Here is a 20403-nt window from a genome sequence, read left to right as displayed (position 1 = left end):
CCATATCCGCAGCCTGATATGTCCATGCCTTTGATTCGTGTGAGTCCGCTCGCCCGGAAATTGTGTGTCCAGTTCGGCTTGTCTCCGCAAGGTATTCCCGGTACAGGGCCGCGAGGCAGGGTGATGGCTGCGGATGTGGAATGTTTTCGTGCGGGGCAGGATGCGGAGCCTGCCCGCGGGTCGGGTTCTACCAAGCTCGGCAGTTCGGCGCTGGCTCCTAACAGGGAGATGGCAGGCGATTATTTCCATTTTTCGATGGAGGCGGATATGGCGAAGCTGGCCGCGATCAGTACGCCGATCGCCGTCCAGTGCGAGAAGCTTCTCAACGGCCGTTATTCCCTGTTCGATTATATCGTGCGCGCCGTGGTGAAGGCCTGCCTGACGCAGGCCGACTGGCTGGCGGAACGGGGAGATTTGAATGTGCTGCTGGTCGAGGACGGAGGGACGAAGCTGATCGGTATTGAGAAAGCCGCCTCCAAGTCGATTTACAAGATTGCGCAGGAATCAAGGGAGGGTGCGACGCTTCCGGAAGGGGCGCGTACCGATGTGGTGGTGTGCGATGTGGGCCTGTCTCCGGAGGAGGTGGCCGATCGCATGGGTGCTGCTACTTCCGTGGTGGTGAAGATCGAAGGTACGTCTCCCAAGGTGCGGATCGAGTGTGGCAGGCCGGTGTCCAAGCTGATTCTTCCGGTGACGCTGTATGTGAATAGCCGGATTTTGGATGAGCCTGCTGCTGGGTTGGTGGCGGGAGAGCTCAAGACGCTTCTTGAGAATCCTGTGATTCTTCTGCTTTTGTAAGCGGGGAAGAAATTGGCGGTTTGCCGGTGTTTGTGCCTTTTGCCGATTGCCGGCAAGATGTTGGCGTCCGTTTTGTGAGGGATGAGCGCGGAAGGTGTTTTGTGACGATGTTGTGATGCTTGTGACGCTTCTGTTACACTTCTTTTTCTCGCATCTTTTCCGGAGCGGTGGTATTGCATAGGTAATCCAAACGTTCATGCCGATGATAGGAACCCTGTTGAAAAGTTGTGTGTTGAATGAAGCCGCCGGACGGTTCGCCGGATGCGATTCTGCGGATTCTCCGGATCGCCTGCCTCCGCAGGCATGGAAGAAGCCTCCGGTGAAGTTGAGCCTCGAGGTGCGCGACGGCGTGGTCGAATTGTCGATTGCGCCTGCAGAGGGTTATCCGGGCGACGGTTCGTCGTTCGTGGCGGGGCTGAGCGTGAGGAACCGGAGCCGCCTGGCCCGCAATGCGGTGATCTGGGGGCAGTGCTGTTCCGGCAAGGAGTGTTGTTATTCGTGGCCCGTCGAGAAGCTGGCGAAGCTGGTGACGCCGTCTGCCAATCGTGGGCTGTATGCGGTGACAGTGTCGATCGTGTTTCTGGATGAGCAGGAAAAGGAATGCGGCGAGCTGTGGCGTTCCGAGGAGCTGGTGTCGTTTTATTTGTAAGTGTGTATGCGGCGGATGGCGATGTTTGGCGTGAACCGCGCGCTTTGTTCTTGACTCCGCGGGGCCGCTTCGCTATGCTGCCTTTGCCGCCGGGAGCCCATGGAGGGTCGGCTGGTCAATCCCGCCAGGACCGAGAGGTAGCAACGGTAGCTTGTCCGGCTTTGCCGTGTACGTTCCCGGCGGTTTTTGGTGCCCTGTGAGACGGGCTGTTCCCGGCAGGATACGCTGTTTTCCGTTGTATCTGCAAGTAGAGGCTCCTGTTTTTTCTTGCATTGGTTTTTTAACATTATATAATGAATTCATGTGGAATTGGATGAACGTTAATGTCTGCCGTGTTGTTGCCTCTTCCGGTTTCGTTTTCGGAGCTGTTGCCGCCTTTGGCGGAGATGTGTGGGTGAGGCCTTATATTGACGGGCAGGAAGTAGTCGGTACGCCGCTGAAAGCGGTGGTTTCATCTCCGGATGGCAAAGCGGTTCCGGTGTTTCGCTGGGAGCGCAGTGATGAACGAGGCGGCACGGCATCGGTCGTGAAGGAAGGGAAGGATGCCGGTGTGTATACCCTGTCCGCGCAGGATGTGGGGCAGTATATCCGTATGGTTGCCGGTGCGGGTAAAGATGCCGAAGAGAGTGCATGGATCGGCCCGGTCATTACCCGGGAACAGGCGGGGCAAATCCATAGCTATTTTGACAATACGCGCCCGTATCAGGATAATGTAGCGGAGATTCGGCAGGAGGTGGATGCCAGACTGGCTGATGCCGTGTATTTTACCGTTGCGCATGGGCGTCTGCACGGTTCTCCCTATGCGATGGTTCGCGGCAAGCGCGTGGCTCTGACGGATGAAACGCGCCCGCTGTCGATGGGTGGGAAGATATATGTACCGGAGGCGTTTCTTTCATCCTTGTGCCATGTTGTTGTGCCTTCAAAGGATGTGAAGAGAGTCGCAGGGAAAAAAGTGTGCGGGTTGGCAACAGCCGCCCGGCTTTTACAGCTGAAAGTCTGGCTGGCGGATGAGCATCAGAGCCCGGTACCCAATTTCCGTATGGCGCATATGGGCGAAGGGCTTGTTGTGTTGTCTCCGAAGGATGAAGTGTTCATGCCGGTGCGGGATCGGGATCTGGTGAACGAGGCATGCAACGGGTTGTTCGATATGAAAGCGAACGACAGGCAGCTGCAATGGCTTCGCGATTCGAAATTCGGCATGTTCATCCATTGGAATCCCTCGTCTCTGGCCGAGGCCGAGATCAGTTGGGAGCGCAAGGCGAGTCGTCCCAAGGACAGCGTGAACAAGGGCTGCAACAATGCGCTGGATTTCGAATACGACCGTTTGTACAAAAAGTTCAATCCGGTGAAGTATGATCCTGCCGCCTGGATGGATGTGGCGAAAGACAGCGGGATGAAGTATGCTGTGCTGACGACGAAGCATCACGACGGGTTCAGTAATTTCCCGTCCGAATTCGATGTGTACACGATTTCGAAGTCTCCGTACGGCAAGGATATTGTCAGGCAGTTTGCCGATGCGGTTCATCAGGCCGGGATGAAGCTGGGCTTTTATTATTCCGCTCGCGACTGGTATCATCCCAATTATCTGACGAACCAGCATTACCGCTATCTGGAATATTATATCGGGCAACTGACGGAACTGCTGACCCGCTATGGGAAGGTGGATGTGCTGTGGTTCGACAGTGTGGGCAACAGTTCTCTCAATGATTGGGATCCTCGCACGGTGCTGCGCCGTTTCAAGCAGTTGCAACCGGATATTCTGGTAAATGACCGTATGAATGTGGTGCGCATGCAGAGGAACGATTTTCCGGCCGAGTTGAAGGGCGATTTCAAGACGCCGGAGTGCAGGCTGGGCGGTTTCGACGATTCCGTGCCGTGGGAAAGTTGCATGACGGTGGCCAATGTGCCGAATACGGGCTGGACAGGCAGCTGGTCGTACAGTTCCAAGGCCAAAACGGTTCCCGTAGAAAAATCGATTATGTTTCTGGTGAACAATACGGTGAAGGACGGCAATCTTCTGTACAATATCGGGCCTGCGCCGGACGGTACGCTGGTGCCTGAACAGGCGGACGTCTTCAAGGCCATGGGCAAGTGGCTGAAGGTATATGGCGAAGCCGTGTACGGAACACGAGGCGGCCCCCTGAAGAATCAGCCGTGGGGTGGAAGTTGCTACAAAGTGGACGGCAACGGGAAAAAGACGGTCTATGTGCATGTATGCCCGCTGATGGCCGGAAAAGGCAACGCGTTGACGGGGAGTGTACCGCTTGAGCTCAAGGATTTGAAGGATTCTTTCACGGAAGCGACGGTGATCGACGACAGCAGTTTCAACGGAAAGCCCGCAAAGCTGGAAAAGACGGACAACGGATACAGTATTTCCCTACCCGAAGGAATGTCGTGGAATGCCGTCGATACGGTGATCCGTTTGCGCTGACGGTACCCGGAGCGCGTCGTGCGGTTTACATGCCGCTTATCTGGCCGGGCTGGGTTTCCTGCAGGCGCGTGAAGATGGAGTCGTAGGTGTCTTCGAGGATGGTGTTGTCCGGGTAGGTTGTTTCGAAGAGGTCGAAGGCTTCTGCTGCATCGGGGCATTCCGGGTAGTATTTGAGGGCCGCGGTTTCGTCGAAGAGCATGTCGGCTTCAGGCATTATGGGTGCGCCCTCGCAAAGAAGGTCGAGTACGTAGCCGTGTTCGGTATGGCGTTCGATGGTGAACTGCTTGCAGGGAAAGTCGCTGTGTCCGTCTTCCTGATAGAGGTAACTTCCTTCGAGGACGAGTACGCGTCCGTTTTCCAGTTCGAGGAAGTAGCGGAGGCTGTCCCGTTCATTGCCGCGGAGCCGGAAGGCGCGGCGGGCGGTGTAGGTGGTGGTGGTCAGCAGGCCCGCTTGTTTCATGCGTTCCAGTTCTTCGATGATGGCGCGTTCCCTCATTCTGCGGGCGCTGAGCCAGGCAATGACTCCAAGGGTAGCCAGAGTGGCGCAAAAACCGTAGGCGAAGACGAGGTCGGCCAGCCGGGGATCGCTGCTGCGGAGGTATTCGCGGATGAGCCAAAGAATGGCGATGATGACGGCCAGGGCGAGGAGGAAGTATCGGTTGGTGCGCATGATCGGCCGATATGGTAGCAGGTCGTCAGAGGCATGGCAAGCTGCATTGCCGCATGGTTGAATGTGGACGTGTATCTGGCAATATTCGTGCGTATGCTGTTTTCAAGGAGTTCGAGTATTTTTCACGATTTTTTTATTGCTTTTTTCCATTTGCTTTGTAAGACTGTGTTTACTTACTATTGCAGATCGTTCTGTATTGATGCAAAGTGTTCTGTGCATGCAAGTGCCATGACGCGGTATCTGGTCATATCGAGACATGGGTTTATCAACACATATAACTGATAGAAATAGAATAATGAAATATATTTTGTCCGCCGCCATGCTCGCTCCGGTCGCCATGGTTCAACCCGCTTTTGCTCAGGATGCAGATGAAGCTCCTGCGAGCAAGGAACAACAGGTGCTGGAAGCCATGGTGGCTGTGACGGCAGGCGCTATCGAAATTATTGCCGAGATCAAGGATACGGCTACCGCCGATGCGGCCGCTCAAGGGCTTGAACAATTGGCAACGCTTGCTGCCCAGGTGTCGGAAGCCGCCAAGGGTGTCGATCCGGAAGCCATGGGCAAGTTGATACAAGAGAATGCCGAAGATATCGAAAAGCTGGATACGACGTATCAAAGTATGTTGAAGGTTCTGGCCGAGAAGGAATATTTCGGCAGCGCCGCCCTGAAAACAGCCGTCGAGAAGCTCGAAGCCGCTCAAAAGTAAGCGGGTCGATTCGATAGGCAGGGCTGTTTTCCTCCGGCAGGAAACAGCCCTTTGATTTTATGCCGGTGCGAGCCGATTGATATTATTTTTCATACGATGAATGCATTTTTTGTGGCGGTGTTCCGCTGGGTAGGTTGTTTTTGCCTGTTTTCCGGTGCTTTGGTGCAGGCGAAGGAGAAGGAGGAGACATGGGCCATTTATTGGTATTTGTGCGGCAGCGATTTGGAGAGAAAGCATGGTGCCGCCAGTGCAGATCTTGAAGAAATGCTGGATGCCGATCTGCCGGAGAATGTGAAGGTGGTGATTCAGACGGGCGGTGCGGCTGTATGGCATTCGGAGGAGGCGGATATTCCGGCCGACAAGATTGCCCGCTTTGTGTACAGCGAAGGAGAGTTGGAGAGGGTGGCTACGCTGCCGCAGGCGAATATGGGGGATGCTTCCACGCTGGAAGGTTTTCTGAAGTTCTGCAGGGAGAATCACGATGCGGACCATAAGGTTTTCATTTTCTGGAATCACGGGGGAGGCAGCATCGGCGGTGCGGCCTGCGATGAAAATTTCGAAATGGATGCCTTGTCCCTGAAAGAGATGAAGGAGGCTTTCGGCAAGGTGTTTGAAGCATCTGAGGAGGAGCCTCCTTTCGAGGTTATCGGGTTCGATACATGCTTGATGGCTTCGCTCGATACGGCGAAGACGTTTCAGGGGCTGGGGCGCTATCTGGTGGCTTCCGAAGAGTTGGAGCCGGGCAACGGCTGGTTTTATACGGGTTGGCTGGATGCTCTCGGTGAAGATACGTCAATGGACGGCAAGGCTCTCGGCAAGGTGATTTGCGATTCCTATCTGGAGGGATGCCGGGAGGCCGGAACGGAGGACGAGGCGACACTTTCCGTTGTGGATCTTTCCGGAATCGGCAAGCTCAGCGATGCGTACGATCTGCTGGGTTATGAGGCGGTCATGCGGGCTTCCGAGGACAGTAAGGTATTCGCCAAGCTGGGAAGGCAGGCGCAGAAGGCGGAGAATTACAGCAATTCTTCCAAGGGAGGCTATTCCAATATGGTGGATATGGGTCAGATGGTGAAGAATGCCGGCAAGTTGCTGCCGGAGCATTCGCCTACGGTGCTGAAAGCACTGCAGGAGTGCGTGGTGTATAAGGTGAACGGTCCGTACCGCAAATCGAACGGTCTTTCCTGTTATTATCCGTTCGACGGCGATAAGGAGAATTTCGGTACGATGCTGGAGCAGGGGCCCAGTTCGTTTATTGCCTATTACGGCTGGCAGTTCGGTTTTGTCGATTTGGAGACGGCTTCGAGTCTGGCGGAGGTGTGCGCCGCCGCCGCGCATGATGCCTTGTTCGGCGAAGAGGGAGGGGAGGAGAATGAGCTTGAGGCTTTGCCGGAGAAGCTGGAGGAGGTGAAGTCCGATATCGATAAGCTGGAGGATTTTCCGGTGAAGATTACCGATGACGGTAATGCCTTGCTTGCGCTGGGCGCAGACCGTGCGGAGTGGATCGACCGAGTGAATTGCGTGCTCGCCATCGTGGATGCGAAGGAGGATATCATTGTGTTTCTCGGCAGTGATGCGAATCTCGATGTGAATTGGGATGCGGGTACGTTCGAGGATCGTTTCAATGGCAAATGGGCTCATCTCGACGGGCATTTGCTTTATATGGATTTCAAGGAGAACGGCGAGACGTTTTACCGGTATGAGGTTCCCGTGTTGCTGAACGGCGTGAAGCATCATTTGTCTGTCGTGTACGATTTCAAGGAAGAGGGCTACAAGATTCTGGGTGCGCGCAAGGTGGAGGAAGGGTCGAAGATGGGAGAGAAGAATTTGGTGAAGCTGAAGGAGGGCGATAAGATTACGACGCTGATGTACGGTCTTCAGATTTCCGGAGAGGATTCCGATCCGACGGAGGTGGAGATTGATACGTTTACCCTGGGCAAGGCGTTCGGGATCAAGGATGAAGATATGGGTGACGGTGAGTTTGCCTATTTGTTCGATATGTATGATGTGCAGAACCGTTCGGCAATGTCGGATATTGTGTTTTTCACGAGTAAGGACGGCAAAATTTCCGTTAGCGATTCGCTGGACGGGGCTTCGAATGAGGACTCGGAGGATCAGAAGGACGAGAAAGAAGAGTGATTCGGGCTTAGGCCGGGGTTCCGGCAGGAACGGTTGACCAGATGTTATGCAAAACGGCCATGGCTCGATTGAGCCATGGCCGTTTGGTTGGATGGGAGGCAGTATGCTTCAGTAGTTCAATTCGCCGGAGAGGACTTTGCGTTCGAATTCGGCGAGGTCGATGACTTCTCCGGTGCGGCGGGCGTGTTCGATGGCGAAGGCGATGACGTGGGAGTGCGCCGAGGCGGCGATGGAGGTGGTCATGGCGTCGGCATCAGGTACGGTGCGCATATCGTCGTAGAGGCTGTCCACGAGGCCCCAGTCGCCGCCGCCGTGTCCGGCGTAGCCGCCATCGGGTTCTTCGACTTCGACTTTGCGGATGGTTTTGCTGAAGTGTTCGGTGACGGTTATTTCTCCCGGGCCGTTGTCTTTGTAGAAGGCTCCGGCGCGGAGTTTGGCCTTGGTGCCGTAGATTTCGATGTGGCGGCCTTCTTCGAAGGCGGTCATGGTGAAGGTGCCGGTGAGACCGCCCATGAAGCGCATGATGGCGACCTGGTGGTCGGGCTGGTCGTTGTCTTCGCACTGGAAGGCGTCGCGGCCCCATTTGGAGGTGCGGAGCCATTCGGTGATTTCTTCTTCGGTGGCGGTTTCCGCGCCGTCCATGACCATGCGGAGCCAGCGGCGGCAGCTTTCGTCGGAGATGTATTTGCGGGCGTCCCACGGGTCTTCGCCGACGGGGGTGGTCCAGTCGACGCAGCGGACGGGGCGCGGTTCCCTGAGGGTTTCCTTGCGGAAGAAGGAGAGTTCGCCGAAGCTGGCGACGTTTTCGCATTTGCGGCCCATGAGCCAGTAGAGGATGTCCATGTCGTGGCAGCATTTGGCGACGATCATGGGCGTGGAGGCGATGCTGCTGCCCCAGTGTCCGCGGACGAAGGAGTGGCCGAAGTGCCAGGCTCCGACGCCTTCATTGGCGTTGAAGGTGATGATTTCACCGAGTTCTCCGCTTTGGATGACGTTGCGGATGGCGTTGTAGAAGGGGGTGTAGCGGAGGACGTGGCAGATGGCGACGCGGCGGCCGAGTTTGGCGGCGAGGTCGCGCAGTTCGAGGGCTTCGCGGAGGGTTTTGGCGATGGGTTTTTCGAGGAGGACGTCGTAGCCGAGTTCGAGGGCTTTTTTGCAGGGTTCGAAGTGGTAGTCGTCCTGCGTGCCGATGATGGCTACATCCGCCATTTTGGGCTGGGCGAGGAGTTCGGCGGCACTGGAGAATAGGCGTACGCCGGCACGTTCGTTTTCCGGGGCGTAGTCGCGTACCTGTTCGGCCCGTACAGGGACGATGTCGGCGGCGGCGGTGATTTGGAAGCGGTCGGGCCGTTCCATGGCGAGTTTCATGTAGGTGCGGGTGCGTGCGCCGCATCCGATGCCTGCGAGTGTGATTCGAGTGTTGCTCATGTTGTGTGTATGGACAAGGGGTTGGGCGGCGTGCGCCGCCTTGCGTTCAGGAGCCGGGATGGGGAGCCTGGGCGATTTCGCCGTTGGCCGGGGTGGTGTAGTAGAAGGGGTGTCCCCAGAGGACGAGGAGTTCTTCGTCGGTGAGAGGGGTGAAGGAGAGGTCGTTGTTGTCGAGGGCGTACCAGCCGGGGTGAGGGGCGTTTTCCCGGGTGGCCCCGAGGTGGAGGAACCAGCGGTGGTTGAAGGTTCCGTCCGGCATGGGGACGGGGTATTTCCAGATGTGGCAGTTGCAGTCAGGGCTGTGGACGTCGTGTCCCGTGCGGTCGGCGAGTATGCGGCAGAGGCAGCGGAGGAGGAGCCGTTCGTTTTCGCTGAGTGCACCGATGCCTTCCTGCACGAGGAGGTCGGCAGGAAGGCTGTAGAGGGCGTTGCCGTCTCCGGCGGCAGAGAAGATGTCCTGCGTGTAGAGGATGCATGGGCCGGGTTCGTCCCATGCGGTGTATTCTTCTTCGGTTTCGAGGATGCCGACGATGCGTGCGATCTGGATGCCTTCATCGGCCCAGATGAGGTCGTCGATTCGTATTTCCGTGCCGTCGGGGTACTGCATGTCGAGTGTTTGCGTTATTTTTTGTCGTCGGCCGGTGCGGGGAGGATACCCGTTTTGATGAGCAGGGCATCCGGGTTCGGGTCGCGGCCCATGAAGTCCCGGTAGAGTTCGGCGGCGGGTTTGCTGTCTCCCTTGCTGAGGATGGTGCGGCGGAAGTCCGCACCGACTTTGGGATTGAGTACGCCTTCCTTGAGGAAGCGGGAGAAGGCGTCCGCTTCGAGGGCTTCGGCCCATTTGTAGGAGTAGTAGCCTGCGCTGTAGCCGCCGGAGAATACATGGGTGAGGGAGCGCATGAGGGATGGGCCCTGTTCCGAATAGTCGGGACGGTAGTCGGCGAGGACTTCGCTGTCGATTTCATCGATGCCGCGGCCTTTGTATTTGTCGTAGTTCATGTGCAGTTCGAGGTCGAACTTGGCGACTCCGCATTGGGCCATGGCCATGGAGGCGCTCATGAAGTTGCGCGCGGCGATCATTTTTTTGTAAAGGTCGTCCGGGAGTTTTTCGCCCGTTTTGTAGTGGCGGGCGAAGATGTCGATGGGTTCGCGTTCCCACGTCCAGTTTTCATTGATTTGGGAGGGAAGTTCGACGAAGTCCCAGGCCACGCTGGTGCCGGCGAGAGCCTTGACGTCGACATCCGAAAGCATGAGGTGGAGGAGGTGGCCGAATTCATGGAAGACGGTTTCGACGTCGAGGTGGTTGAGCAGGGCGGGCTGGTCGCCAGCGGGCGGTGTGATGTTGCCGTTGATGGAGCCGATGTGCGGGATGCGCGGTTGGCCGTTCATGGCCGGGAGGCCGTGGCTGAATGGGCTCATCCATGCTCCGCCGCGTTTGGTGGCGCGGGGGTACCAGTCCATGTAGAAGGAGCCGAGGAGTTCTCCGGTGGCGTTGTCTTTGATGTCGAAGAAGCGCACGTCGTCATTCCATACTTCGACCGTGCCTTGCGGGGCGGTTTTGCCACTGCCGGGTTCGATGTAAGAGGTAGGCCGTTCGGTGATGGAGATGTTGTACAATTTGGAGTAGATGTCGAACATTCCCTTGAAGACATTTTCCGCCGAGTAGTAGGGTCTGAGGGCTTCGGCATCGAAGTCGTACTGTTCCTTGCGCAGTTTTTCGGCATAGTAGGAGCGGTCCCACGGGTCGAGTTTGGCGACGGGTTTGCCCGTTTGCTTTGCCTTGAACTGGCGCAGGGTTTTCTGTTCTTCGAGGAATTTGGGCTTTACCTTGTCGTGCATGTTTTCGATGAAGGAGAGAGCCTTGGCTCCCGATCCGGCCATGCGGCGCACGGTGGTGAGGTCCGCATAGTTTTTGAAGCCGAGCAGACGGGCTTTTTCATCGCGCAGGGCGAGGATTTTGGCGATGATGGGAGCGTTGTCGTACGGAGCCTGTCCGACGGTGTTGTCGGCACGCCAGACTTTTTCGCGCAGAGCGGCATTGTCGGCGTATTTCATGATGGGGCCGTAGGACGGGTATTGCAGGGTGACAAGCCATTGGGGATTTTTCGCGTCGCCGTGTCCCTTGGCTGCGGCTGCGGCCTGCGCCGTTTCCATCCATGATTCGGGCATGCCCGCGAGTTCCTTTTTGTCCTTGATGACGAGTTCCCACGCGTTGGTGGAGTCGAGGACGTTTTCGGAGAATTGTTTGGAGAGGGTGGAGAGTTCTTCGTTGATGGAGGCGAGGCGTGCCTTTTTGTCCGGCGGCAGGTCGGCGCCGTTGTCGCGGAAGCTGTCCATCGTTTCGGTGACGAAGCGTTTTTGCGTGGGGCTGAGATTTTTCATCCATTCGCACTGTTCGGCCTTTTTCAGGACGCTCCAGAGTTTTTCGTTGTAGGCGATGGAGTTCCCGAAGCGGATGATGTCCGGCATGAGCTGGGTGATGACTTCTCGTTGCTTCGGGTTGTCGCGGACGGAGTCGAGCGTTTGGAGACGGTCCCAGGCGCGGTCGAGCGGTTCGGAGACTTTTTCAAGGGCGCCGAAGGTGTTTTCATAGGTGGGTTCGGTGACGCTGCACAGGGCTTCGAGCCGCTGCCGGGAGAGCTTGAGGGCGATGGGGATGTCGATTTGCGCCTGTTCAGGGGTGAGTTTGGACCACTGGGGAAGGAGGCCTTCGTCGAGGAAGGGGTGCTTGGCGGTTTCGTCCGGTTTGGCGGAGGTTGCAGGAGCGGCCTTGGCTGCGTTTTCGGCATGCAGGGGCAGGTTGCCGATGCAGAAAGCGCACAGTGCGAGTGCGAGTTTGTTCATGTTGTCCAATGTGTACGTTAATTGTTGAGTGGATTTTAGCGCGTTTTTGCGTCCGAAGGAATCTCTTTTTGCGGCTTGATGCCGAGGCTGTGCAGCAGGGCGTCCGGTTTGGGGTCGCGGCCCATGAAGTTGCGGTAGAGTTCGGCAGCCGGTTTGCTGCTGCCTTGGCTGAGGATGGTGCGGCGGAATTCGTCTCCTGTTTCCGGGTTGGTGAGGCCTTTTTCACGGAAGCGGGAGAAGGCATCTTCCGCCAACATGTCGTTCCATGCGTAGGTGTAGTATACTCCTGCGTAGAAGTTGGCAAAGATGTGGAGGTTGGTTCGAAGCGGGCAGGAATTGAAGGCTGTAGCAGGGAGGGAGTTTTTGCGGATGATTTCCTGTTCGACGGTGTCGATGTCCTTGCCTGCGTATTGTTCGTAGTGCCTGTGCAGTTCGAGGTCGATCAAAGCCTGATGGTATGGGACGATGGCGTCGTATGCCTGAAAGAAGCGATGATTGGCCGTGAATGCGGTGAGGAGTGCTGCCGGGATGGCAGGTTGCGAGATGCGGGCGAGGATTTCGGGTTCTCTGGCCAGTTTTTCGTGAAGGATGGAAGGGAATTCTCTAAAGTCCGGTTCCAGTGCGTAGTTACCCAGGCTGGGGCATTCGACTTCTTCCAGCATTTGGTGAAGGATGTGTCCGAATTCATGGAAATAGGTGGCGATGGCTGTGCTGGAAAGTGTTCCGGCAGATGGAAGGGAGGTCGTGATGGCGGCGTAGTGGGGAATGAGAGGTGATTGGGGAGAAGCCGGTTTGCCGATGCTGATGGTTTGCGTCCATGTGCCGGGCTTTTTTCCGGGCCTGGGATCGCCGTCGATGTAGAAGGAGCCGAGGTGCGTGCCGGTTGTTTTGTCGCGCACTTCATAGTAGCGTACGCCCGGAGCCCATACTTCCGCTGTGCCCGGCAGGATGGCGGGTTTACTCCCCGGTTTTGCGAAGGCGGCGGGACATTCGGTGATGCTGATGCCATACAGTTCCGAGAAGATGGCGAAGATACGGGGCAAGACGTAACGAGTCGGGAGATGCCGGCTGAATTCGTATCCGTTGAACGGCGCTTCGTCTCTGGAAAGCCGTATGGTGTAGTAGCCGGTATCCCATGGCTGGAGGATGGCGGCTGCATTGTGCGTGTGTTCGGCTTTGGCCTTGCGAAGGTTTTCCAGAGCGGTTTCATGCTGCGGAGTGAGGTGGTGGAGCATGGAGCGGATGTGCCGTTCGGCGGCTTCGGAGGTTCCCATCATGCAGCGGGCGGCCACAAGATCCGCATAGGAGGCGTAACCGAGGATGCGAGCCTGCTCATGGCGCAGGGCAAGGATGCGTTGAATGACGGAGCTATTGTCGTGCGGCGTTTTGCCGAGAGTTTTCATGGCTGTCCATACGGCTTCGCGCAATTTTTCGTCGTCGGCGAAGCTAAGGATGACGAAAGCCTGGTCCAGCCGGGCCATGCGGCGGTTTCCCTCCTGTTCGAAGTGCAGGGTTTCGATGCCGCCGAGATCGGCGTATGGCGTCAGATCGAATTGCCATTCACGGCGGGAGTCGATCAGATTGGCGGAGAATTGCTGGGCAAGATCAGTCAGTTCCTGTTTGATGGCAGAGAGCCGGGCTCTCCGGGCGGGCGGGAGGTCGATGCCTTCCATCCTGAAGCGTTGGATGACTTCTTGCATGAAGTAGCGGCGATGTGGCGGCAGGGTTTTGGCCCATTCGCTGGCAGCAGCCTGTTGCATGATTTTCCAAATGGTTTCGTTTTGCCAAAAAGCGGTGTCGAATGTGGTGAACCGTGCGAGGAGTTCTTGTGTGGCGGTGCGCCATTCAGGGGAATCACAGGTGGAGGAGAGGAGGCTGGTACGCATGACAGTGTTGACCATCGTCATGTCGTTGGCCAGTTTGCCGAATGTATTGTCATAGGTCGGTTCGGTGACCTGTTCGATGACTCGCAGCTTGTCCATCGCGGCTTGCAGGGCGATTTCGGAATCGATGCGCAGTTGTTCCGGCGTCATTTTCGACCATCGGGGCGGCCCGCTGTTGTCGAGGAAAGGGTGATCTTCCGATGTGGCCGTTTCGGCCTGCCGTACAGGAGCCGGTACAGTCGGCTCCGCATGCAGAGGCAGCAGGACGAGGACGACGGAGAATAGGGAGCGAAGGATCATGGTTTTATTGGGGCGGGAGTGGTTTCGACGTTTTCGGGATATTCGAGGTCGGGATCAAGGTAGAGGTAGCGCTGGATGGAGGCGGGAGAAGGGTCGATTCCCATGAAATTGCCGTATAGTTCGCTTGCCGGTTTGCTGTACCCTTTTTCGAGGAAGGTTTGGCGGAACCGCATGCTTTCGTCGAAAAAGCGGTGGCGGGCACATGTGGCCAGCTCTTCACTTCTGAAGTATGTATAATAGAGTCCGGAATAACCGCCCGCGAAGATGAAGGTGTTCCGGCAGAATGGGAGGTATTCCGTCAGGTTCTCCCCCTGCGGGGTGAGGTAGAGGTAATCACGCAGGATTTCCTTTTCGGAGGCAGCGAGGTCCTGACTTGCATCAAGGTTGCCGTGCATGTGGATTTCGAGATCAAGCAGGGATTCGCAAAGAATGCGGAACTGTGTCTGGATGTCCTCATATTCTTTCAGATTGTTGTAATTGAGGTATGCTTCAGTCGTGAGCGCCGGCTGCATCAGAGATGTGAGGACATCGCGCCGTTTGGCCAGGTTGGCATGAAGCGTAGCCGTGAATTCGTCGAAATCGTCCACGCTGGTTTGGAATCCGAGGTAATCCTGTTCTGTATTGCTCATGAATCGGTGAAGGACGTGGCCCAGTTCGTGCAGCATGTGCTGAATGCCGGCTGGATACATGAGTGCCTGAATTCCATGCGAAGATGAAATGACCGAACAATGAACCTTTTGCAATGGATGCGGATAGGTGGTGACCGGTATGGTCCAGATGCCGGTTTCCTTGTTCTCCCGATATTCCAGATCAAGGTAGATGGCGCCTCGGCGAGCATTACTTGTCTTGTCGGTGATTTCAAAGTAGCGGACTCCCGGATGCCATACTTCGACTGTGCCGGCAGGGGCTTTTTTGTTGCTTCCCGGTTCAAGATAGACAGTTGTTCTTTCCGAGAAAGTGATGCCGTACATGTGGGAGAGTCGGTCAAAGATGCGCTGGAGAACCATGTCGCTGGTGAGCATCTTGTCGAAGTCTGCAAAATGCTTAAGGTAAATGGAAGATAAGATGTATGAATAGTAGGGGACATCCCATGGTGCAAGTTCTGCCTGCGGATTTTCGGTAAGTTGCGCTTTGATATCCTGCAGGCGTTTCATATTTCTTACGTATGCCGGGTGAAGGCGCTGCAGGCTGTTCCGCACGTATTCGGCGGCTTGGGCTCCGGTATTGATGGAGCAGCGAGAGGCGATGCGGTCGGCGTGGTTGGCATATCCAAGCACTTCTGCCTGTTTTTGGCGGACGGCGAGGATGCGGCGGATGAGGTCGGAGTTATCGTGAGATTCTTTGCCGATGGTTTGAAGGCTGCGCCATAAGGCTTCACGCAGTTTTTCATCGGGGCATATGCCGAGTATGGTTTCGGCGATATGGTACCGCAGGAAGCGGCGGCCGTTTTCCTGTTTGACGTATTCAGGCGGTAGTTTATCCAGTATTTTGTAGTCCGTGATGTCGAATGTCCATGCAGCTTGTGCATCGGCCAGATTGGCTGCAAATTGGCGTTTGAGAGCAGCGAGTTCATTTTCACGTATGATGAATTGAGCTTTCTGGTCGGGTGGCAGATCCGCACCATTGTCGCGAAATTCGGCCATGAATCGGGTAATGAAGTGATGGCGACCGCCGTACTGGCGACGCATCCAGTCCTGGGTCACCATTTTTTTAAGGATGGGCCATATGTGCTCGTTATGAAAGAGAGCTTCTTTGACCTGATTGTATTTTTTGTCGAGTTCGGTGGCGAGTTTGCGGTGTTCGGGTGAGTCTCGCAACCGAATGAGCACTTCCGCCCTGTAAAAAGCATCCATGAGAGTGGCGTTTTCCAGAAAGATGAGGAGCGTGTTGTCATAGGTCGGTTTTTCGACGGTTTCAGCCGTGCGTATTCTTTCTATGTACTTCCTCATGGCCGCGTCGATGTCTGCGTGTATCTGGCCGGGGAGCAGGCGCGACCATTCCAGAGGTTTTGATATCTCAAGAAGCGGGTTGTTTTCCGATGACGGGATACGGTACGACAGCGGAGGGGGTGGGAGAGCACCATCCGGTTCCGCATGCAGGGGGAGAAGACTGAGAAGAGCAAGGGCTAGGTGTCTTATGTTCATGGTTCTTGGTGAGCGGACTGTGTGTGCGGGGTGGTGGGCTGTATGCCGAGAGTTTGCAGCAGGACGTCGGGTTTGGGGGCGCGGCCCATGAAGTTGCGGTAGAGTTCGATGGCGGGTTTGGAGTTGCCTTTGCTGAGGATGGTGCGGCGGAATTCGGCTCCGGTTTCCGGGTTGGTGAGGCCTTTTTCACGGAAGCGGGAGAAGGCATCCTCTGCCAGCATTTTGTCCCACAGGTAGACGAAGTAGAGTCCGGCGTAGGCGCTGTTGCTGAACAGGTGCATGTTTTCCCGCAGGTTGGCGAGGTCGAGTTCCGCATGGGGGACGTTGTTTTGTTCCATGATGGTTTTGACGAGGTCGTCGAGCGGGGTTGCATCGTCGATGTGCCTGCTGTGCAGTTCCAAGTCGAGCAGGGCCATTTTGTACTGGAAGATTTCGTTGCCGATGCGGAAGAGGTTCCGGTTGGCAAGGATTTGTTCGTAGGCGTCGTCCGGCAGCGGGCCTTGGCAAAGGCGCTGGAGGATGTCGCGATCCCATGTCCACAGTTCATTGATGATGGAGGGGAATTCGTTGAAGTCGCGGGCGATGGAGATGCAGCCGAGGTCTGTTTCCTCACCGTCGTAGAGGATGCGGTGGAGGGCATGGCCGAATTCGTGGAAGAGTTGTTCGATGCTTGCATGGTCGAGGTCGTCGTCCCATTCGTGAGCGAGGCTGATGCAGACGATGCCGGGTGTGCGGGATGAGCCGAGCCGGATTTCCTGTGTCCAGATGCCGGGGCGTTTATCGGGGCGGTTGCCTGCATCGATGTACAGGGAGCCGAGGAGTTTGCCGGTGGCTTGGTCGTGGATTTCGAAGAAGCGTACATGGCGGTTCCAGACTTCGACGGTACCCGGCAGGACGGTTTGTTTTCTGCCGGGTTTGGCGGCTTTGGCAGGGCATTCGATGACGGAGATGCCGTAGAGCTGCGAGTAGATGCCGAACATGCCTTGGAGGACGTTGTCGGCAGGGAAGTGCGAGGCGAGCGCCCAATAAGAGATTTTGCTTTGTTTTTCGTAGTGGCGGGCGATGTAATAGGCCTGGTCCCACGGTTCGAGGCGGGCGTCCGGGTTGTTCGTTTCGTCGGCTTTGAGGCGGCGCAGGGTTTCTGTTTCTGCGGCGTATTGCGACCGGAGTTTGTCGATCATGCCGCAAATGTGCCGTTTGGCGGCGGCGCCTGTGCCGAGCATGGTCCGGGCGGCGACCATGTCCGCGTAGGTGGGATATCCCAGTAGCTGCGCCCGTTCGCGGCGAAGAGTGAGGATTTGTTTGATGAGGGGTTCGTTGTCGTAGGTTCCGGTGGCGATGGTTTGGAGGGCCTGCCAGATTGTTTTTCGCAGTTGTTCATCTTTTGTGACGGCCAGTGTTGGGCGGGCGTTTCCGTAGTTCAGGATGCGGCGGGGCGTGCCGGTATGAGGGGTCGGTTGTTGGGTGGCCTCCGGAGCGTTTTCTTCGCCAATGGAGAGTTCGAATGTTTTCGTAGAGTCGATGATGTTGGCGGTGAAGCATCGGCTGAGTCGGGAGAGTTCCTGGTCGATGGCGGCAAGGCGTGTTTTTTTCTCAGGCGGAAGGTCGGCGCCTTCTTCTCGGAAGAGATTCACGGTTTCGGCTATCAGGCGTTGCCGGGCGGGGGAGAGTGTGCGAACTTCGTCACTGCCGGCAACTTTTTTAAGCGTATTCCATAATTTTTCACTGTGGAATGCGGCTGAAGAAGCCTGGAGGTAGAGAGGTTCCAGTTTTTCGGTCGCTGTTCTTGTTTCGGGGGTGTCGTGCAGTTTGACGAGGATGAGCCAGCGAAGCCACGCTTGGAAGAGTTCGTGATTGCCGGTGTAGAGGCCGAAGGTGTTTTCGTAGGTGGGTTCGGCGGCGTTTTCGATCGCCTGTATGATGGCGGCATGCCGCTGCAGGGCAATGGTACAGTCGATCTGTGCCTGTTCCGGCGTCATTTTCGACCAAGCCGGAAGTTGCGTGTCGTCGAGGAAGGGATGGTTCTGCAGCCGGATGGCTGCAGGCGGGGCGGGTGGAGCAGCGGGCGTTTGTTCCTGCGCGTGGCAGGATCCGAGGGCGAGGAGGAGCAGGAGGCTGCGAGTGAAGGTCATGGCTTGGAGGGTTCGCCGGGGGCGGAGAGTTTGCGGATGAAGGCGTCCGGCTTGGGGTCGCGGCCCATGAAGTCGCGGTAGAGTTCGATGGCGGGTTTGGAGTTGCCTTTGCTGAGGATGCAACGGCGGAATTCGGCTCCGACTTCGGGGTTCAGGATGCCTTTTTCCTTGAATTTGGAGAAGGCGTCGGTGGTGAGCATTTCTCCCCAGAGGTAGGCGTAGTATCCGGCTCCGTAGTTGTCGACGAAGAGGTGGGTCTGGTCGTAGAGGGGGATGGGGGCATGTTCGGTGGTTTCCGGGCAGTAGCCGGCAAGGATTTCGCGTTCGATGCGTTCGGGCGGCATGTCCTTGTATTTTTCATAGTTCATGTGTACTTCAAGGTCGAAGTGGGCGATGGCGCATTGATTCATGATGCTGTTGGCCCGGAGGAAGTTTTGCGAGGCGAGCATGCTGCGGTACAGTTTGTCCGGGAGGGGTCTGCCGGTGGTGCGCTGTTTGGCGAAGCGGTTGAGGGCTTCCCGTTCCCAGACCCAGTTTTCGTTGATTTGGGAAGGGAATTCGACGAAGTCGAGGACGGTGTTGGTGCCGGAGAGGTCGCGGATGCCGACTTCCGAGAGGCAGTGATGGAGGGTGTGGCCGAATTCATGGAAGAGGGCCTGGATGTCTTCCGGGGACATGGTGGTGGGGCGTGTTTTGGTGCCGATTCCGGTGTAGCTGCAGATGGCCGCCAGCCGGGGGATGCGGGGGTGTCCGGCACGGGGCGGAGAACCCGATTCGATGGTCTGCATCCAGATGCCGTCGCGCTTGTTGTCGCGGGGGTTCATGTCCATGTAGAAGGATCCGATGTGTTCGCCGGAGGCGGTGTCGCGGATTTCGTAGTACCGGACTGCGGGATCCCATACTTCAACGGTGCCTTCCGGTGCGGTTTTGCCGCTGCCCGATGCGATGCAGGCGGTGGGGCGTTCGGTAATGGTGAGGCCGTAGAGCCCGGAGAAGATGTCGAACATGCCCTGGATGACGTGGTCCGCGCGGAGGTAGGAGTCGAGTTTGCCTTTCTGGTCGTCTGCCTGCGTTTCGTATAGTTGGTGGCCGTAGTAGGCGACGTCCCACGGGTCGAGGAGGGTTTCGGCGTTGCCGGTATGTTCCCGTTTGAGGCGGCGGAGTGTTGCCATTTCCTGCCTGTAGGCGGGCATGATGGAGTCGTGGATGGTTTGCAGGAATTCGGCGGCATGGGACGCCGTGCCGACCATGCGGTCGTCGGCAGCCATTTCCGCATAGTTGGCATATCCGAGGAGGCGCGCTTTTTCATGGCGGAGCTGCAGAATGCCGCTGATGAGGGGGGCGTTGTCGTGCTTGCCCCTGCCGATGGTCTGGAGGCTTCTCCAGATTTCTTCCCGCAGTTTCGGGTCGTCGCCCTGGGCGAGGATGCTGTAGGCGCTGCCGTCCTGCGCGGTGACGAGCCATTGGGGGTGTTCTTCATCGCCGAAGCCCTGTTCCTGTGCCCGTGATTGGAGGTAGCGGACGGTGGAGTACGGCAGTCCGGCGAGGCGGGAGCGGTCTTTGATGACGATTTTCCAACTGTTGGCGGAGTCGAGTGCGTTGGAGGCAAAGCGGCTGGAGAGGGCAAGGAGTTCCTGATTGATGGCGACGAGGCGTTTTTTGCCTTCAGGCGACAGGTCTCCTCCGTTTTTGCGGAAGAAGTCCATGATCTGTTCCTTGTACCTGTTTTGTTCGGGGGTGAGGTGTTTGGCCCATTCGCAAGCGTCGGCTTTTTTCAGGATTTTCCAGATTTTTTCGTTGATGAGGACGTCGTCGAGCCCCTGTTGTATGGTGGTTGTGATGCCGGTGACGGCATCCCGCTGCCCGGTTTCGTTGCACAGGGAGGAGAGTACTTCGAGCCGCAGGCAGAGGCGTTCCAGGTTTTCGTCGATGTTGGCGAGTTCGCCGAAGGTGTTTTCGTAGGTGGGGTCGGTGACGTTTTCAAGCTGCCGGACGCGTTCGCGGTATTGGCTCATGGCGTGGTCGAGGTCTATTTTGGCCTGTTCGACGGTGAGTTTCGACCACTGGGGTGGCCCGTTCCATTCGAGGAAGGGGTGTTCCGCCGCCGGAGCGGTTGTCTGCGGCGCAGGGGCGGCAGGAGGTTCGGCATGCAGCGGGAGGAAGCAAAGGGAGGCAAGAAGGAGGATGCGGGGCAGTAGAGGCATGGTTTTGGAGAGTTGGTTTGTCGGTGGGGCAGGAGGTTTTGCCCCACGATGGCGGCGCCCCGTTTCCCGCTTGGG

At 57.0% G+C, this 20403-nt stretch carries 13 protein-coding genes and 1 other RNA gene; 6 read left to right on the top strand and 8 right to left on the bottom strand.

Annotated elements, in window-relative coordinates; translation table 11 throughout:
• Positions 1–18: 18 nt before the first annotated feature.
• The 4 genes from PYTT_RS05775 (at position 19) to PYTT_RS05760 (ending at position 3878) form a co-directional block, all read left to right on the top strand.
• Entirely contained in the window at positions 19–798 is a 780-nt protein-coding gene (locus tag PYTT_RS05775) for an E3 binding domain-containing protein (RefSeq protein WP_071133320.1), read from the top strand.
• A gap of 196 nt (positions 799–994) precedes the next feature.
• Positions 995–1447 carry a hypothetical protein gene (locus PYTT_RS05770; protein WP_156850331.1) on the top strand — a complete coding sequence of 151 codons (453 nt, stop codon included), beginning with the start codon at positions 995–997 and terminating at the stop codon, positions 1445–1447.
• Between the two features lie 88 nt (positions 1448–1535).
• Positions 1536–1631, top strand: an RNA gene (ffs, locus tag PYTT_RS05765) — signal recognition particle sRNA small type.
• A gap of 129 nt (positions 1632–1760) precedes the next feature.
• Positions 1761–3878, top strand: coding sequence for an alpha-L-fucosidase (locus tag PYTT_RS05760; protein ID WP_071133319.1), 2118 nt, complete (start codon positions 1761–1763; stop codon positions 3876–3878).
• 25 nt (positions 3879–3903) lie between these two features.
• Here PYTT_RS05760 and PYTT_RS05755 read toward each other — a convergent pair whose 3' ends face one another.
• Positions 3904–4548 carry a hypothetical protein gene (locus tag PYTT_RS05755; protein ID WP_067776146.1) on the bottom strand — a complete coding sequence of 215 codons (645 nt, stop codon included), beginning with the start codon at positions 4546–4548 and terminating at the stop codon, positions 3904–3906.
• A 295-nt stretch (positions 4549–4843) separates the two neighbouring features.
• Here PYTT_RS05755 and PYTT_RS05750 point away from each other — a divergent pair, with 295 nt between their 5' ends.
• Together PYTT_RS05750 and PYTT_RS05745 are read left to right on the top strand one after the other, a co-directional pair.
• Positions 4844–5254, top strand: coding sequence for a hypothetical protein (locus PYTT_RS05750; protein WP_067776149.1), 411 nt, complete (start codon positions 4844–4846; stop codon positions 5252–5254).
• A gap of 96 nt (positions 5255–5350) precedes the next feature.
• On the top strand, positions 5351–7393 hold the full coding sequence (locus PYTT_RS05745; RefSeq protein WP_067776153.1) for a clostripain-related cysteine peptidase: 2043 nt from the start codon (positions 5351–5353) through the stop codon (positions 7391–7393).
• Positions 7394–7501: 108 nt separating this feature from the next.
• On the opposite strand, the gene PYTT_RS05740 is transcribed toward PYTT_RS05745, so the two are convergent.
• From PYTT_RS05740 to PYTT_RS05710, 7 genes are read right to left on the bottom strand one after another with little or no spacing between them, the layout of a single operon-like run.
• Positions 7502–8821: a Gfo/Idh/MocA family protein gene (locus PYTT_RS05740; protein ID WP_067776156.1), complete on the bottom strand. Its 1320-nt coding sequence runs from the start codon at positions 8819–8821 to the stop codon at positions 7502–7504.
• 46 nt (positions 8822–8867) lie between these two features.
• A complete protein-coding gene (locus tag PYTT_RS13585; RefSeq protein ID WP_067776159.1) occupies positions 8868–9428 on the bottom strand; it encodes a hypothetical protein in 561 nt (186 codons plus the stop codon).
• A gap of 14 nt (positions 9429–9442) precedes the next feature.
• Positions 9443–11665, bottom strand: coding sequence for a M3 family metallopeptidase (locus PYTT_RS05730; protein ID WP_083076791.1), 2223 nt, complete (start codon positions 11663–11665; stop codon positions 9443–9445).
• A 35-nt stretch (positions 11666–11700) separates the two neighbouring features.
• The gene (locus tag PYTT_RS05725) at positions 11701–13848 is read right to left on the bottom strand and encodes a M3 family metallopeptidase (RefSeq protein WP_067776162.1); all 2148 of its coding nucleotides are present in this window, start codon (positions 13846–13848) and stop codon (positions 11701–11703) included.
• Positions 13845–15992 carry a M3 family metallopeptidase gene (locus tag PYTT_RS05720; RefSeq protein WP_083076792.1) on the bottom strand — a complete coding sequence of 716 codons (2148 nt, stop codon included), beginning with the start codon at positions 15990–15992 and terminating at the stop codon, positions 13845–13847. The genes PYTT_RS05725 and PYTT_RS05720 overlap by 4 nt, the downstream gene beginning before the upstream one ends.
• Entirely contained in the window at positions 15989–18124 is a 2136-nt protein-coding gene (locus PYTT_RS05715; RefSeq protein ID WP_067776171.1) for a M3 family metallopeptidase, read from the bottom strand. Before PYTT_RS05715 ends, PYTT_RS05720 begins: the two co-directional genes overlap by 4 nt.
• Positions 18121–20328, bottom strand: coding sequence for a M3 family metallopeptidase (locus tag PYTT_RS05710; RefSeq protein WP_083076794.1), 2208 nt, complete (start codon positions 20326–20328; stop codon positions 18121–18123). Before PYTT_RS05710 ends, PYTT_RS05715 begins: the two co-directional genes overlap by 4 nt.
• Positions 20329–20403: the final 75 nt, after the last annotated feature.

It is taken from the genome of Neoakkermansia glycaniphila (genome assembly GCF_900097105.1).
Taxonomy (GTDB): domain Bacteria; phylum Verrucomicrobiota; class Verrucomicrobiia; order Verrucomicrobiales; family Akkermansiaceae; genus Akkermansia; species Akkermansia glycaniphila.
The sequence above is the reverse complement of the archived record's forward strand: the minus strand, read 5'-3'. Positions and strand labels throughout refer to the sequence as shown.